Source organism: Alexandriicola marinus (assembly GCF_004000435.1).
In the GTDB taxonomy this organism is placed as follows: Bacteria; Pseudomonadota; Alphaproteobacteria; order Rhodobacterales; family Rhodobacteraceae; genus Alexandriicola; species Alexandriicola marinus.
The window spans coordinates 122,881-137,540 of record NZ_RBVZ01000001.1 but is presented as its reverse complement, the minus strand read 5'-3'; the positions used below and the strand labels follow the sequence as shown (position 1 = coordinate 137,540).

The window sequence follows — 14,660 nt, the reverse complement described above, 5'->3', positions numbered from 1 at the left end:
CACCTCGCCCCGCTGCAAGGCCGTGCAACGCTCCTGCCCCGTCACAAGGGAAAGAAGAACGGGATCGAGAGAGAGGCGGTCAGCGCCGTCAGCAGATTGAGCGGCAGACCGATCCGCAGGAAATCGGTAAAGCGATAGCCCCCCGGACCGTAGACCAGCGTGTTGGTCTGATAGCCGATGGGCGTCGCAAAGGCCGCCGAGGCCCCCATCATGACCGCCACCACAAGGGGACGTGGATCGACGCCCAGCGTCTGCGCCAGGCCCAGTGCCACGGGCGCGAGGATCACGGCCACGGCATTGTTCGACACGATCTCTGTTAGGGTCGAGGCCAGAAGATAGACGCACAGCACGATGGCCCAGTCGGGCAGGTTCATCAGGTAGGGTGACAATGCCCCGACCAACTGGTTCAGCGCGCCCGACCGGTCGAGCCCCGTGCCCACGACGAGCATGGCAAAGATCAGTGTCAGAAGGCGCCCGTCGACAAAGCCGAAGGCCTCTTCGGCATCTATGCAGCGCGACAGGAGCACGATGGCCACCCCGATGAAGGCCAGCGATGCGATCGAGGCCACGCCCAGCGCCGACAGGCCCACGATGCCGGCCAGAACGCCCAGCACGATGGGCGCGTGACCCCGGCGAAAGGCGCGCGTCGCGGGATGCGATACATCGACGAGGTTCATGTCCTGCGCCAGCCGCTGAATATCGGCGGGCGCGCCTTCCAGCAGGAGCGTATCGCCCACCTGCACGACCAGATCGTCGATCTGGCGGCCGATATTCTTGTCGCGGCGATGGACGGCCAGCGGATAGACGGCATAGCGCCGCCGCAGGCGCAGCTGGCCAAGGCGGCGTCCGACCATCCGGCAATCCGGCGTGATCAGGGCCTCGACCGTCGTCGTCTCGACTGCCGAAACCTGATCGACCCGGCGCAACGACTTGTCGTTCTGAAGCGACAACAGCTCCGTCATCGCGGTGCGCAGCACGACCCGGTCGCCCACCTCGAGGGCCACGCCCTTGAGGTTGCGCCTCAACGATGCGTCGCCCCGGATCACGTCAATCAGGCGAACGCCGTCGCGTTTGAACAGTTTCACGTCCAGCACTTCGCGGCCGATCAGGTTCGAATCCGGCGGGATCACGGCCTCGGTGAAGAACCGCATCTTCGAGCGGTCCGACAAGAGGCCTGCCATGCTGTCACGGTTCGGCAGGAGGTGGCGACCGAACAGGTAGAGGTAGGCCGTTGCCGTCGCCGTCAGGACAAGACCCACGGGCGTGATCTCGAAGATCGTGAAGGGCGGCTCTCCGGCGGTGCGCACGATACCGTCCACCAGCAGGTTGGTCGATGTGCCGATCAGCGTGAGCGTTCCGCCGAAGATGGCGAAATAGCTCAGCGGGATCAGCAGGCGCGATGGCGCCTGACCCAGCTGTTTCGACAGCTTGACGAAGATCGGGATCATGACCACGACAACGGGCGTGTTGTTGATGAAGGCGGACAACCCGATCACCGTCAAGATAAGCGTGACAAGCGTTAGCACGGGGCGTTTGTCGACATGCCGCGCGGCCTGGTTCGATATCCAGTCAAGCGCCCCGGTCCGGACCATCGCGCCCACGATGATGAACAGCGCCGCGATCGTCCAGGGTGCCGGATTGGCAAAAACGCCGATCGCCTGCTCCTGCGGGACGATGCCGAGGACAACCATCATGACGGCCCCGGTCAGGGCCACGACCTCGACGGGATAGCGCTCGAAGACAAAGGCCGTGAACATCGCCACGACGATGATACCGGCGACCAGAGGGGCCAGGTCCGGGGACAGGGCGATGCCGAACATCAGCCCGCCTCGCCCCTGTCGCGCGGCTGAACCAGCGCCACGCCCGCAAGGATCACGGCCATGGCGGCCCAGACCAGGATGGAATAGCGCTCAGACAGCAGGATCATCGCCCAGACCACTCCGAAACCGGTGACAAGGTAGCTGACCTGAGCGGCAAACACGGCGCCCGCCCGGCCAACCAGCCAAACGTATCCGGAATACACCAGTGCATGGATCACCGAAAGGGCCATCAATGCCCATTCCTCGCGCCCCCATGTCGTATCGAGAGCCACGAAGTTCCCGGTCCCAAGGGCGATTGGCAGTGCGATGACGCACCCGATCAGCGACGCTCCCTGCAACAGCTGGATCGCATCCAGCCCGTCCGTGCCCCAGCGATCCACGTAATTGCCCTCGACCGCATAAAGAAACGGCGCGATCAGGGCGAGCGGCAGGAAGGCAACCATCGCCGGATCGGGAAGCGCCGTGCCCGGAAGCGCGATCAGGCCCACGCCGGAGATGCCCAGCAACAGGCCCACCGTCCTGCGGGTCGAGAACCGGTCTGTCCCGAGGGCAAGCGCCATCGGAAACGCCATCATGGGCACGGTGGCGATCACGATCGACATGATCCCGGCCGGCAGGTGAAAGGCCGCCGTATAGCTTGCGGTGTTGGGCAGGATCGTGCCCACCAGCGCGATAAAGGCATAAAGCCGCAACGCGCGGGCATCGCGGCGCAGGCGGTAGCCGCGCAGCCGGTTCACGATGCTGAGCAGAACGCCACCGATCAGAAGCTGCCAGAAGACAAGCCCGATCGGGCCATGGCCGCCCGTGACCGCGATCTTGGCCAGCGGCTGCGTCGCGCCCCAGCCGATCCCGATGATCAGAAGGATACCGCTCAGCCCCGTCCGGACAGGCGGGCCCGCGGGGCGCGCGATCAATCCGGCGCCTCCGCCGGGGAGGCCTGCGCGAGCCGGCCGCCCTTGCGGATCATCACGACCCGCGTGGCCTTGCCGGTGCGGTCATCGGTCTCGACATAAAGGCCGGACAACGTGGCCTCTCCGGCCGCGGGGGTGAAGCGGCCCTTGGGCATTCCGGTCACGAAACGGCGCATCGGTTCGTCCTTTTCCATCCCGATCACGGAATTGTAGTCGCCACACATGCCCGCATCCGACTGGAACGCCGTGCCGCCCGGAAGGATCATCGCGTCAGCTGTCGGCACATGGGTGTGGGTGCCCACGACAATACTCGCACGGCCATCGCAGTAATGGCCGACGCCCATCTTTTCGCTGGTCGCCTCGCAATGGATATCGACGAGACTCGCATTGACCATGCCTCCCATCGGATGCGCCTTCAGGACGGTATCGAGATGGGAAAACGGATCGTCGAAGGGCCGCTTCATGAAGACCTGGCCCAGAACCTGCGCCACGAGAACCTTGCGCCCGCCGGGGGCATCAAAGACCCGGGCACCGCGCCCGGGCGCGGCCTTGGAAAAGTTCAGCGGCCGGATGATCCGCGGCTCGGATTCGATGAAGCCCATCATGTCCTTCTGGTCGAAGGCATGATCGCCCAGCGTGATCGCATCGGCACCGGCCTCGAGCAGCACTTTCGCGTGATCGGGCGAAAGCCCCGCACCCGAGGTGGCGTTTTCGCCGTTGACCACGACGAAATCCAGCCGCCAATCCGCCCGCATCGCTGCGAGGTTTTCGGTAATGGCCCGCCGTCCGGCCCGGCCCATGACATCGCCAAGAAAAAGTATCCGCATCCGGCATCGATAGGACCGGCTTGGCCACAGCGCAAGGCACGAGGCACACCACGGGCCTATTTGCCCGACGAACCGCCCACGATCTCCGCAGGCGCGCCAAAATTAGCTAATTTTGGCCGCCGCCCGTGGCTCGAGGATGCCCTGTTCCGTCACGATCAGGTCAAGCGGCTGATCGATCGGCTCCGTCGGCAGGCTCTCGGTCTCCTGCGCGGCGAAGGCAAAGCCGATGGCAAGGACCGGTCCCGCCGCGCGCAGGCGCTCGAGCGTTCGGTCATAGAAGCCGCCGCCATAGCCCAGCCGCCCACCGCGCCAGTCGAAGGCCAGAAGCGGAACGATCAGGATCTGTGGCTCCAGCCAGTCGCCGCGCGCGGGGATCGCGGCGCCGAACTCGCCTGCGATCATCTCGCAGCCGGGCGTCCAGTCGCGAAACTTCAGCGGCTGCGCCTTGCCCATGATGACGGGCATTCCGACCGGACCATGGGCCGCCGCTTCCTCGAGGGCCGGGAGGGGATCGATCTCGGTGCGCATGGCGGCATAGCCCGCCAGCGGCACACCGCGATACCCGGCAAGAACCTCGGACAGATGCCCGGCGCAACCCGGCCCCGCGACGTCGAACGCCGCCTTGCGCCGGGCAAAGGCATCCTTGCGCGCCTGCGCCTTGATCCGAGCCAGATCGGTCACAGCAAAACCAGCGCGGCCAGGCCGAGGAAGGCGAAGAAGCCCACGATGTCCGTCACCGTCGTGACAAAGGCGCCCGAGGCCAGCGCCGGGTCGATCCCCATCTTGTCGAGGATGATGGGCACCGCCGTGCCTGCCAGTCCTGCCACGATCAGGTTCACCACCATCGCGACCGCGATCACCACGCCCAGCATGGGCGATCCGAACCAGACCATGCCGACGATCCCCATGATGACCGCGAACAGCACGCCGTTGATCGCGCCCACCGCGATCTCGCGCCTCAGGACGCGCCAGACATTCGATCCGGTCAGGTCGCGGGTGGCGATCGCGCGCACCGCAACAGTGAGAGACTGCGTCCCGGCATTGCCGCCCATCGAGGCCACGATGGGCATCAGCACGGCCAGCGCCACGAGGCTTTCGATCGTGCCCTCGAAAAGCGCGATCACGAGGGAGGCGAGGATCGAGGTGAACAGGTTGATCGCCAGCCATGGAAACCGCCGCCGCGTGGTGGAGCGGATCGAATCCGACAGCTCCGTTTCGCCGCTGATACCCGCAAGGCGCATGATGTCTTCTTCATGCTCCTCATCGAGAACCTCCATGGCGTCGTCGATGGTGATCACGCCCACAAGCCGGTCATCGTCATCCACCACGGGCGCAGAGATCAGGTGATACTGGTTGAACGCATAGGCCACCGCGCCCTGTTCGTCCTCGACATGGAAGGTGCGGAAGCTGGGCTCGATCAGGTCGGCCAGCGCCACATCGCGCTTTGATGACAGGATACGGCCCAGCGTGGCATAGCCCACGGGCTTCATCCGCGGATCGACGAGGATGACGTGATAGAACTGGTCGGGCAGGCTGATCCCGGACCTGAGGTGATCGATCGTCTCGCCCACCGTCCAGTGTTCGGGCACCCGGGCCACCTCGCCCTGCATGAGCCGGCCTGCGGAGTATTCCGGATAGGCCAGCGCCTTCTCCACCGCGATCCGGTCCATCGCATCGAGGGAGCGCAGGATCGCGGCCCGCCGTTCGGGCTCAAGATCCTCGACCAGATCGACCACGTCGTCGGATTCCAGCGACCGGACCGCCATGGCCAGCTCGGCCTCGGGCAGTTCCGAGATGATCTCTTCGCGCAGGTTGTCATCGAGTTCGGACAGCAATTCGCCGTCGATCCCCCGCGACCAGAGCGCCAGCAGCGCCCGCCGGTCGCGCATGTCGATCTGTTCGAGAAGGTCGGCAAGGTCGGCCGGGTGCAGCGGATCGAGCAGGTTGCCCAACGCCTCGGCATCCTGTGCCTCGATCGCGTCGAGGACATCGTCGAACAACCTTGCGGCAAGGCTGAAATCGTCGTCCGTCGCGTCGTCGGTCAGTCTCGATTCGTCGGCCATGCCACCCCCTGACTGTTGCGTCGGACCATAACGGATCGACAGGGCGCGACAACGGGGCGCCCGGGAATTCGGGCGACACGACGCACTTGGTGGGGCCCGCTCCGGCGGGCCTGCCTTTCCACTGGTCTTTTCGTCGCCCCCGATCCTAATCTGCGATCATGACGAAAACGCTTCTTCTGGGGCAGACGCTCCGTTTCCTTGCCGATCCCTTCTCCGGCGCGCCCGAGGACATCGTCCGCACCGACAGCCGCGGCGGCGTGCTGATCGAGCATGGCCGGATCGCCGCGCTGGGTCACGGACCGGACCTGCGCCGCGCCCATCCCGACGCCCTCGTGGTGGATTACGGCGACGCCCTGATTTCTCCGGGCTTCATCGACGCGCATATGCACTATCCCCAGACCGCCATGATCGCGAGTTGGGGCAAGCGCCTGATCGATTGGCTCAACAGCTATACCTTCCCCGAGGAAATGCGGCTGGCCGACCCGGCCTATGCCCATGAAATCGCGGCCAGAACGCTCGATCTCAACCTTGCGCACGGCACCACCACGGTGGCCAGTTTCTGCACCATCCACCCACACAGCGTCGATGCAATCTTCGAGGCGGCAGAGGCGCGAGACATGCGCATCGTGGCCGGTAAGACCTGCATGGATCGCGACACCGCCCCCGTAGGCCTGCGCGATACCGCGCAATCGGCCCATGACGACAGCGCGGCGCTGATTAAGCGCTGGCATGGGCAAGGCCGCGCCATCTATGCGATCACGCCGCGGTTCTCACCGACCTCGACGCCGGATCAGCTCGAGGCGCTTGGTGCGCTCTGGGCCGCAAATCCCGACTGCCTGATGCAGACCCACCTGAGCGAACAGACAGACGAGGTCGCGTGGGCCCGCGCGCTCTATCCCGATGCGCGCGATTACCTCGATACCTACGAAGCCCACGGCCTTCTGGGCGCGCGCGGGCTGTATGGCCACGCGATCCACCTCGAACCGCGAGAGATCGACCGGCTGGCCGACGTGGGCGCAAGCGTCGTGCATTGCCCCACATCGAACACCTTCATCGGCTCGGGCCTGTTCGACATGGCGGGCCTCAAGGCGCGCGGCGTGTCCGTGGGGCTTGCCACCGACACCGGGGGCGGGTCGTCCTTTTCGATGCTGCGCACGATGGCGGCGGCCTACGAGGTGGCGCAGCTGCGCGGCACGCCTCTGCATCCGGCGCAGCTGATCTGGCTGGCGACCGAAGGTTCGGCCCGTGCGCTCCATCTGGGCGGGCGGATCGGCACGCTCGAACCGGGCGCCGAGGCCGATCTGTGCATCCTCGATCTGGCGTCAACACCGGCAATCGCCCAGCGCACGGCCGAGGCCCGCGACATCTGGGAGGCGCTCTTTCCGACGATCATGATGGGCGACGACCGCGCGATCCGGGATGTCTGGGTGAACGGCGTCCGCCGTCCCTGATCACAGCGGGTCGGCGAGGATCAGCACATAGGTCGTGTCTTCGAGGCCGACGCCAATCTCTTCGGCGCGTTCCTCCAGCATGGCCTCACGGTGGCCCGATGTCGATTCCATCCATGTCTGGATCGCAGCGGCCTCCTTGGTGGAGCCCCGGAACAGGTTCTCCGCGACCCACGCCCATTCGTAACCCGTCGCGCTAACCCTGTCACCGGGCGTGGAGCCGTCGAGCCCGATATGATCGAACCTGTTGTTGGCGACGAGGTCTTCGGCATAGTCCTGCGCGGCCTCGGTCAGAAGTGCATTGTAGACGACAGGCTGGGCAGAGACGTTGCCGCGTTCGTCGTTGACGAGGGCAAGGAACAGGTCTTCTTCGAAGGCATCCGGGCTCGGGTCGTCGAATTGCGCATCATTCGCCACGGAAATCGGATCACTGAAAATTCCGTCTTCGCCGACGGGCACGACGATACATCCGCTCAGCCCCAAGGCCACGACACCCCAAAGAAAACGCATTCTCGCCTCCGGTTAAGACCGCGCCTATTTTGGGCCGCGCGGCCCCTGCTTGGCAACTGATAGTTTCCGGCTCCAGCCAGCTTACCGCTCGGCACCCAGCATCAGGACCCAGGTATCACCGTCTAGGCCAAGGCCGAAATCCTCGGCCCGCCCGTCTAGGATGTTTGCCGCGTGGCCCGGGGAATTCATCCAGGCCTCCATGACGGCCTGTTCGGAATAGAAGCCCTGGGCGATGTTCTCGGCGATGAAGGTATAGTCATAGCCCACCTCGAGCGCCCGGTCGGCCGCCGAGGATCCATCGAGCGCCGTATGCGAGAGATAATTGTTGGTGGCCATGTCTTCGGCATGGGATTGCGCGGCTTCAGTCAGGCGCGGCTCTGGGACAACGGCGACAAGGTTCAGCCCGCCCCTTTCGTCGTTCAGGAGCACCGCAAAGGATTCGCTGCCCGCATAGGCCACCTCGCGGGGTGGCGCAGCCTGGGTCGGCGCGCCCCCGGCGGAGGTCTGCGCGGCATCGAGGACGATCTGCTCGATGGGCAGCACTGTCATGCAGGCCGAGAGGGGCAGAATTAGCAGCACTGACCAAACGCGCATCGAGTCACCTCGTCTTTCGGCCCCCACCGGACGTTATTTGTGCCCAAGAACCATGGCACGTTTGCGGCCAAGGACGGCGCGCCTCCGTCTGATTCCCGCCGCAATCGGTGACGGCAAAGAGCCCCGCACCCGTCAAACGGGCGTGGGCCGGAGCAATCGACGATGGTCCGGTCTTCCCACGATTGGCCATGAAGCATGGGGTGACCTTCCCCTTTTGCCGAGCCGGGCAGCCTGCGTCAGGGCCGGGACAGGCATGACAACAGGCCCTGCCCTATTTCAGCTGTTGCCCGTAGACCAACAGACTGTTTCCGTTAGTGAATTTGGCAAGACGAACAAGATCATAGCCAGATCCCGGTCATAGACCCGATGAGACGGTGGATTGATCTCATTTCCGCAGGGGCCGCGATCACGAGGCCAGCGCGCGGGCAAGCCTATTCTGCCGCGAGACCAGTTCGTCCTCATCGGCAGTGATCAGCCGCCCATCGCGGACGACCTGCCGGCCCTCGACGATCAGGTGACGCACGCGGACCGGGCCTGCCAGCAGGAGGGCTGCCGGATCCCAGCTGCCCGCCGTCTCGATCCCGTTGGTGGGCCAGATCGCCAGATCGGCGCGATAGCCCGGCGCGATCTGCCCGCATTCGCCGCCGCGGCCCAACACTTCCGCCCCGCCCCGCGTGGCGATGCGCAGCGCTTCGCGCGCGCTCATGGCATCCGCGCCCTGCGCGACCCGTTGCAGCAACATCGCCTGCCGCGCCTCGAGCACGAGGTTGCCCGCGTCGTTCGACGCCGAACCGTCGACACCGAGGCCCACTTTCACACCCGCATCCCGCATCGCCCGAACCGGAGCGATACCGGAGCCCAGCCTGCAATTCGAACAGGGACAATGGGCAACGCCCGTCCGGCTGCGGGCAAAGAGGTCGATCTCTGCCGCGTCGAGCCTGACGCAATGGGCGTGCCAGACATCGGCGCCCGTCCAGCCCAAATCCTCGGCATATTGGCCCGGCCGGCATCCGAACATCGCCTCGGAATAGGCGATATCCTCGTCATTCTCGGCCAGATGCGTGTGCAGCATCACGCCCTTGTCGCGCGCCAGAAGGGCCGCGTCGCGCATAAGCTCCCGGCTTACGGAAAAGGGCGAACAGGGGGCCACGCCCACCCGGATCATGGACCCGGGCGACGGGTCGTGAAAGGCGTCGATGACCCGGATGCAATCCTCGAGGATCGCGGGCTCCCGCTCGACAAGCGCGTCGGGCGGCAGGCCACCATCGCTTTCACCGATGCTCATCGCACCGCGCGTGGGGTGAAATCGCAGGCCGATCTCACGGGCCGCGGCAATCGTGTCGTCGAGACGCGCGCCGTTGGGGAAAAGATACAGGTGATCGGACGTCATCGTGCAGCCCGACAGCGCCAGTTCGGCCAGCCCGACCTGCGCCGAAACGAACATCTCTTCGGGGCCGAAGCGCGCCCAGATCGGGTAAAGCGTTCTGAGCCAGCCGAACAACAGCGCATCCTGACCGCCCGGCACCGCGCGGGTCAGCGTCTGGTAGAGGTGGTGATGCGTGTTCACGAGACCCGGTGTCACAAGGCATCCGTCCGCCTCGATCACCTCTGCCCCGGCAGGGTCGAGCCCATGGCCAATCTCGGCGATCACACCATCGCTGATCCGGATATCGGCCCCCTCCAACTCCGTGCCCGCATCGTCCATCGTGACGAGATGGGACGCCCCACGGATCAGGAGCGAGGTCATTCAACCCCGCTCAGGAACGCGAGCGCCTGTGCGTGAATGGTGGGGTTGGCCGCAGCGATCACGCGCCCGCCGTCATGGCAGGGCCCGCCGCGCCAGTCGGTGACGATCCCGCCCGCGCCCTGCACCACCGCGATCGGCGCGTGCACGTCATAGGGATAAAGCCCGGCCTCGATCACAAGATCGACCTGCCCCGCGGCCAGCAGCGCATAGCCGTAACAATCCATGCCATACCGGGTGAGCCGGACCTGCTCGGCCACGGCGCGGAACGCCGCGCCTTCCTCGGCGGTTCCCACTTCGGGAAAGGTCGTCAGCAGGATCGCATCCTCCAGCCGGCTGGTCTTGCGCACCGACAGGGCCGCGTTGCCCATCGGCCCGTCGACCTCGGCCTGAGTGCCGCCGCCCGAGAACCTCTCGCCGATATAGGGCTGATCGATCACGCCGAAGATCGGGCCCTGCGCATCAGAAGCCGCGATCAGGACACCCCATGTCGGCGTGCCCGAGATGTAACCCCGTGTCCCGTCGATCGGATCGAGGACCCATGTGATGCCCGTGGTGCCGGTCTGATGGCCGAATTCCTCGCCCAGGATCCCGTCATCGGGGCGCAGTTCGGCCAGACGGGCGCGCATCGCGGCCTCTGCGGCTCGGTCGGCCTCTGTCACCGGATCGAACCCGCCGGGGCCGGCCTTGTTGTCGCTGGCAAGACCGGTCCGGAAATGCCTCAGCGTCTCGGGCCGGGCCAGATCGGCAAGTTCATGCGCCACCAATCGGAGTTCGTTACGGATAGTGTCACGGTCGTCCGCCATTCCGGCCCCCTCGAATGCAAACGCCCCCGCCCGGTAAGGCGGGGGCATGTTCTGGAGCTAGCCCTTGATTGGCCGGAGGGTCAACCGGCTCCGGCTCAGGCGGCCGCGTCGCTGAGAACGCGCGCCAGGTCGAACAGGCGCCGACGCTGATTTTCGGGCATCGCATAATAGGAGCGCAGCAATTCCAGCGCCTCGCGATCCGACAGGATATCGCCCGGAACATCCGACGTGTCGGGACGTTCGATGCCCTGCTCTTCGAGCCCGTCGAAGAAGAAGGCCACATCGACCTGAAGCGCGTGAGCGATATCCCACAGGCGGGAGGCGCTGACGCGGTTCATCCCGGTCTCGTATTTCTGGATCTGCTGGAACTTGATGCCGACCTGTTCGGCCAGCTGCTGCTGGGTCGTCCCCGTCACCCAACGGCGATGGCGAATGCGCTTGCCTACATGCACGTCAACCGGGTGTTTCATCTTGTCTACCTCGCTATTGCAGTGGCACCCCAACGCTCGTAAAATAAAACGTTTTCAACACTAACGACGTCTGAACCATCAGTCGTCTTTCGGGGATCGCTCTACATATTCTAATCTGACTGTAAGTGGTATCACACGCTTCGGTTGAGGATGTCATCCTTACCTTTTGGACAGGCACAGTCGATTTTCAGTTGTTTTGACCACCGACCGTCTGGTGACGTTGCGTAAACCACGCTACGCCCCGGACCGAGAATTCCCAGACGGAGACCTTCATGCGTGCCTTCCAGGTATCCAGTTTCGACACCCCGCCCGCGCTTCGGACGTTGGAGAGCCCGCGGCCCGGGCCCGGCGAGGTTCTGCTGAAAATCGAAGCCTGCGGCCTGAATTTCGCGGATCTCCTGATGGCGCAGGGCCGTTACCAGGATACGCCCGAGCCGCCCTTTACGCTTGGCATGGAGGTTTGCGGCATTGTTCTGGCACAGGGTGACGGCGTGGCCGCGCCGGTTCTGGGCGAGCGGGTCGCCGTCTTCGGCGGCAAGGGCGGTCTTGCCGAAGAGGGGGTTTTCCCCGCGCAACTGTGCCGCCCCGTGCCCGAAAGCATGTCGTCCGAGGTCGCGGCCGGGTTTCAGGTGGCCTTCGGCACCTCCCATCTTGCCCTGATCCGCCGCGCCCGGCTCAAACCCGGAGAAACGCTCGCGGTCTTCGGGGCCGCCGGTGGTGTGGGGCTGACCGCGGTCGAGGTTGGCGCCGCGATGGGGGCGCGGGTCATCGCGGTCGCGCGGGGCGATGATAAGCTGAAGGTCGCCCGCGACGCAGGCGCCCACGAATTGATCGACAGCGATGAACCTGATCTCAAGGCGCGGCTCAAGGCGTTGGGCGGGATCGACGTGGCCTATGATCCTGTGGGCGGCGATGCCTTCACCGCAGCGCTTGGTGCGATGAACCGCGAGGGGCGGATCCTGATCATCGGCTTTGCCAGCGGGGAGGTCCCGCAGGTCCCCGCCAATATCGCGATGGTCAAGAACATCGACGTGATCGGGTTCTACTGGGGCGGCTACCTGAAATTCGCCCCCGAGGCCCTGACCGAGAGCCTGGCCGAACTGATGCTGTGGCACGACGAAGGCCGGCTTGCCCCGCATGTCAGCCACGTCCTGCCGCTGGCGCAGGCCGCCGATGCGCTGGAGCTGCTGCGGACCCGCAAATCTACCGGCAAGGTCGTCGTCACGCCGTGAGTTGCCGGGCCAGTTCGGCCGCCGATCCCGGGCCCCCGGCTCGGTAGGCGGACCGGATCATGTCACGCAGCGCGGCGGCGACCGGCGTTCCCTGCTGCGCCATGTACAGGACGATTCCCGTCTCGCCCGGATCAGGCAGTGCGCCCTTGTGCTCGATCGCGGCGGTCTGGGGCGGATAGCCGCCCTCGATCGCCGCGCTGATCGCCAGATCGGCACTGACCGCCGCATCGACCGCGTTGTCGAGCGCCGATTCGACCACCATCCGCCACGGCACATTCGCCTCGTTCACGCGGCGCAGAACGCCCGAGCGGAAGATGCAGTTCGAACAGAACGCGATCGGAAGCGGGCGTTGCCGCCATGCGGTTCCGCCTTCGGCGCCGATCCAGACGAGCGGCAGGCGCACCAGCGTCTCACCTCCCGGGCCGGGCTCGTCCTCGGTGGTCAAAATCACATCGCAATCCCCATGGGCGAACATCTCGCGCAGTCGCCGCGTCGGGGCGGAGAACAACTTGATCTGCATTCGGGGGTATTCCGCTGCGAACCGGCGCAGGATCGGCGGGATGTAGGGATAGATGATGTCATGCGGCACGCCGAGTACGATCTCGCCCTCGTAATCCTCGCCGGTCAAACGGGCAAAGGCCTGATCGTTCAGCTCGAGCATGCGGCGCCCGAAGCCCAGAAGCTGTTCGCCCGACGCGGTCAGCCCGATGCCGCGCCCCGACCTGTCGAGAAGCGACGCGCCCAGCGAATCTTCCAGCCGTTTCAGCTGCATCGACACCGCCGATTGCGTCAGGTTCAGAAGGCCCGCCGCCTTTGTCACACCACCGCATTCGGCGACAGTCACGAAGGCGCGGAGCGCGGTCAGATCAAGGTTTCTGGGCATATCAACACCTGTGATGAATCACTTTCCAAACATTCATTTCCATTATCCCCACTCCTGCCCCATATATCAACAACAAGAATTCAAACCTCCCAAACCATCACAAGACGTGACACCCTGAAAGGATCAGCCATGGTTCGCCTCGACGCCTTGGGCCGGGCCCGCACCGCCCGCCCTTCCACCCCGGTATTCGCCCTCATCCGCGCCGCATTTTGCGTCTGGCGGCAGCGCCGCCATCTCGCGCGGCTTGACCGTGACCTTCTGGCCGATCTGGGCCTGTGCGCGGATGAGGCACAAAAGGAAGCGGCCCGCCCGATCTGGGATGTTCCGGGCCATTGGCGGCGCTGAATCGCACCGGAATTGCGACCTTTTGACACGATGAAATCGGAAACTGACCGTTTTCATAGGATTTTCGGCAGTCCGCCTGCCGGAAATCCTTGAAATAGCCGCGCGGGCTGCCGATATTCAGCGCAACAGTGGCGTATGGTGCCCCTGCTGACAGTTATCTTCGGAGGTCAATCGATGGCTGAATATTCTACGATCCGACCGACGGCCGGCACTCGCTCGGCCGCGATCGACGAAGGGCTCCGCGCCCACATGAACAAGGTCTACGGCACGATGTCCGTGGGCATGGTGATGACGGCGCTGGCCGCATGGGCCATTTCTGGCCTGTCGGTCACGACGGAACCAACCGCCTACCAGATCGGAGCCGACCGGTTCCTCACCGATCTGGGTTACGCGCTTTACGCCTCGCCGCTGAAATGGGTGGTGATGTTCCTGCCGCTCGTCATGGTTTTCGGCTTCGGCGCGATGATCAACAAGCTGTCGGCAGCCGGTGCGCAGACGTTCTTCTATGTCTTCGCGGCCACGATGGGCGTTTCGATCAGCTGGATCTTCCTCGTCTTCACCGGGTTCTCCATCGTTCAGGTCTTCCTGATCACGGCGATTGCCTTCGCGGGCCTGTCGCTCTGGGGATACACCACGAAAAAGGACATCTCCGGCTGGGGGTCGTTCCTCATCATGGGCGTGATCGGCCTGATCGTCGCCTCGATCGTGAACATCTTCCTCGGCTCGCCGGCGATCATGTTCGCAGTGTCGATCCTCGGTGTCCTGATCTTCGCGGGCCTGACCGCCTATGACACCCAGAAGATCAAGAACGACTACCTTCAGCACGCCCAGCATGGCGATGCGGAATGGTTGGGCAAGGCCGCCATCATGGGCGCGCTGAACCTCTACCTCGACTTCATCAACATGTTCATGTTCCTGCTGCAGCTGTTCGGCAATCGCGAATAAGCAGCGAACATCGCACAACGACAGGGCCGCCTTCGGGCGGCCCTTTTCGTTTGGTGGCCAGG

The 14,660-nt window shown here is 64.9% G+C and carries 15 protein-coding genes; 4 read left to right on the top strand and 11 right to left on the bottom strand.

Annotated elements, in window-relative coordinates; all coding sequences use genetic code 11:
• Nucleotides 1–41: 41 nt before the first annotated feature.
• The 5 genes from EP376_RS00675 to mgtE form a co-directional block, all read right to left on the bottom strand.
• Nucleotides 42–1,820, bottom strand: a complete 1,779-nt coding sequence (locus tag EP376_RS00675; protein ID WP_127653616.1) for an SLC13 family permease — start codon at nucleotides 1,818–1,820, stop codon at nucleotides 42–44.
• Complete coding sequence (locus EP376_RS00670) at nucleotides 1,820–2,734, bottom strand: DMT family transporter (protein WP_238928536.1); 915 nt, start codon at nucleotides 2,732–2,734, stop codon at nucleotides 1,820–1,822. Before EP376_RS00670 ends, EP376_RS00675 begins: the two co-directional genes overlap by 1 nt.
• On the bottom strand, nucleotides 2,731–3,558 hold the full coding sequence (locus tag EP376_RS00665) for a TIGR00282 family metallophosphoesterase (RefSeq protein WP_127653615.1): 828 nt from the start codon (nucleotides 3,556–3,558) through the stop codon (nucleotides 2,731–2,733). Before EP376_RS00665 ends, EP376_RS00670 begins: the two co-directional genes overlap by 4 nt.
• Before the next feature lie 102 nt (nucleotides 3,559–3,660).
• Nucleotides 3,661–4,239, bottom strand: coding sequence for a 5-formyltetrahydrofolate cyclo-ligase (locus tag EP376_RS00660; RefSeq protein WP_127653614.1), 579 nt, complete (start codon nucleotides 4,237–4,239; stop codon nucleotides 3,661–3,663).
• A complete protein-coding gene (mgtE, locus tag EP376_RS00655) occupies nucleotides 4,236–5,621 on the bottom strand; it encodes a magnesium transporter (protein ID WP_127653613.1) in 1,386 nt (461 codons plus the stop codon). The genes EP376_RS00660 and mgtE overlap by 4 nt, the downstream gene beginning before the upstream one ends.
• Before the next feature lie 158 nt (nucleotides 5,622–5,779).
• Between mgtE and guaD the strand changes: the two genes are divergently transcribed.
• Nucleotides 5,780–7,072 (top strand): guanine deaminase, encoded by a 1,293-nt coding sequence (gene guaD / locus EP376_RS00650; RefSeq protein ID WP_127653612.1) that lies wholly within the window; start codon nucleotides 5,780–5,782, stop codon nucleotides 7,070–7,072.
• Here guaD and EP376_RS00645 read toward each other — a convergent pair whose 3' ends face one another.
• The 5 genes from EP376_RS00645 to EP376_RS00625 form a co-directional block, all read right to left on the bottom strand.
• Entirely contained in the window at nucleotides 7,073–7,579 is a 507-nt protein-coding gene (locus tag EP376_RS00645) for a CAP domain-containing protein (protein ID WP_127653611.1), read from the bottom strand.
• A gap of 81 nt (nucleotides 7,580–7,660) precedes the next feature.
• A complete protein-coding gene (locus tag EP376_RS00640; RefSeq protein WP_127653610.1) occupies nucleotides 7,661–8,173 on the bottom strand; it encodes a CAP domain-containing protein in 513 nt (170 codons plus the stop codon).
• 406 nt (nucleotides 8,174–8,579) lie between these two features.
• Nucleotides 8,580–9,920, bottom strand: a complete 1,341-nt coding sequence (locus EP376_RS00635) for an 8-oxoguanine deaminase (RefSeq protein WP_127653609.1) — start codon at nucleotides 9,918–9,920, stop codon at nucleotides 8,580–8,582.
• On the bottom strand, nucleotides 9,917–10,723 hold the full coding sequence (hisN, locus tag EP376_RS00630; protein WP_127653608.1) for a histidinol-phosphatase: 807 nt from the start codon (nucleotides 10,721–10,723) through the stop codon (nucleotides 9,917–9,919). Before hisN ends, EP376_RS00635 begins: the two co-directional genes overlap by 4 nt.
• 95 nt (nucleotides 10,724–10,818) lie before the next feature.
• Nucleotides 10,819–11,193 carry a helix-turn-helix domain-containing protein gene (locus EP376_RS00625; protein WP_127653607.1) on the bottom strand — a complete coding sequence of 125 codons (375 nt, stop codon included), beginning with the start codon at nucleotides 11,191–11,193 and terminating at the stop codon, nucleotides 10,819–10,821.
• Between the two features lie 272 nt (nucleotides 11,194–11,465).
• Here EP376_RS00625 and EP376_RS00620 point away from each other — a divergent pair, with 272 nt between their 5' ends.
• Complete coding sequence (locus tag EP376_RS00620; RefSeq protein ID WP_127653606.1) at nucleotides 11,466–12,425, top strand: NADPH:quinone oxidoreductase family protein; 960 nt, start codon at nucleotides 11,466–11,468, stop codon at nucleotides 12,423–12,425.
• Here the strand turns inward: EP376_RS00620 and EP376_RS00615 are convergent.
• Nucleotides 12,415–13,308, bottom strand: a complete 894-nt coding sequence (locus EP376_RS00615) for a LysR family transcriptional regulator (RefSeq protein WP_127653605.1) — start codon at nucleotides 13,306–13,308, stop codon at nucleotides 12,415–12,417. The genes EP376_RS00620 and EP376_RS00615 overlap by 11 nt on opposite strands.
• 129 nt (nucleotides 13,309–13,437) lie before the next feature.
• On the opposite strand from EP376_RS00615, the gene EP376_RS00610 reads away from it, so the two are divergent.
• Nucleotides 13,438–13,653: a DUF1127 domain-containing protein gene (locus EP376_RS00610; RefSeq protein ID WP_127653604.1), complete on the top strand. Its 216-nt coding sequence runs from the start codon at nucleotides 13,438–13,440 to the stop codon at nucleotides 13,651–13,653.
• A 174-nt stretch (nucleotides 13,654–13,827) separates the two neighbouring features.
• On the top strand, nucleotides 13,828–14,598 hold the full coding sequence (locus EP376_RS00605) for a Bax inhibitor-1/YccA family protein (RefSeq protein WP_127653603.1): 771 nt from the start codon (nucleotides 13,828–13,830) through the stop codon (nucleotides 14,596–14,598).
• Nucleotides 14,599–14,660 lie beyond the last annotated feature (62 nt).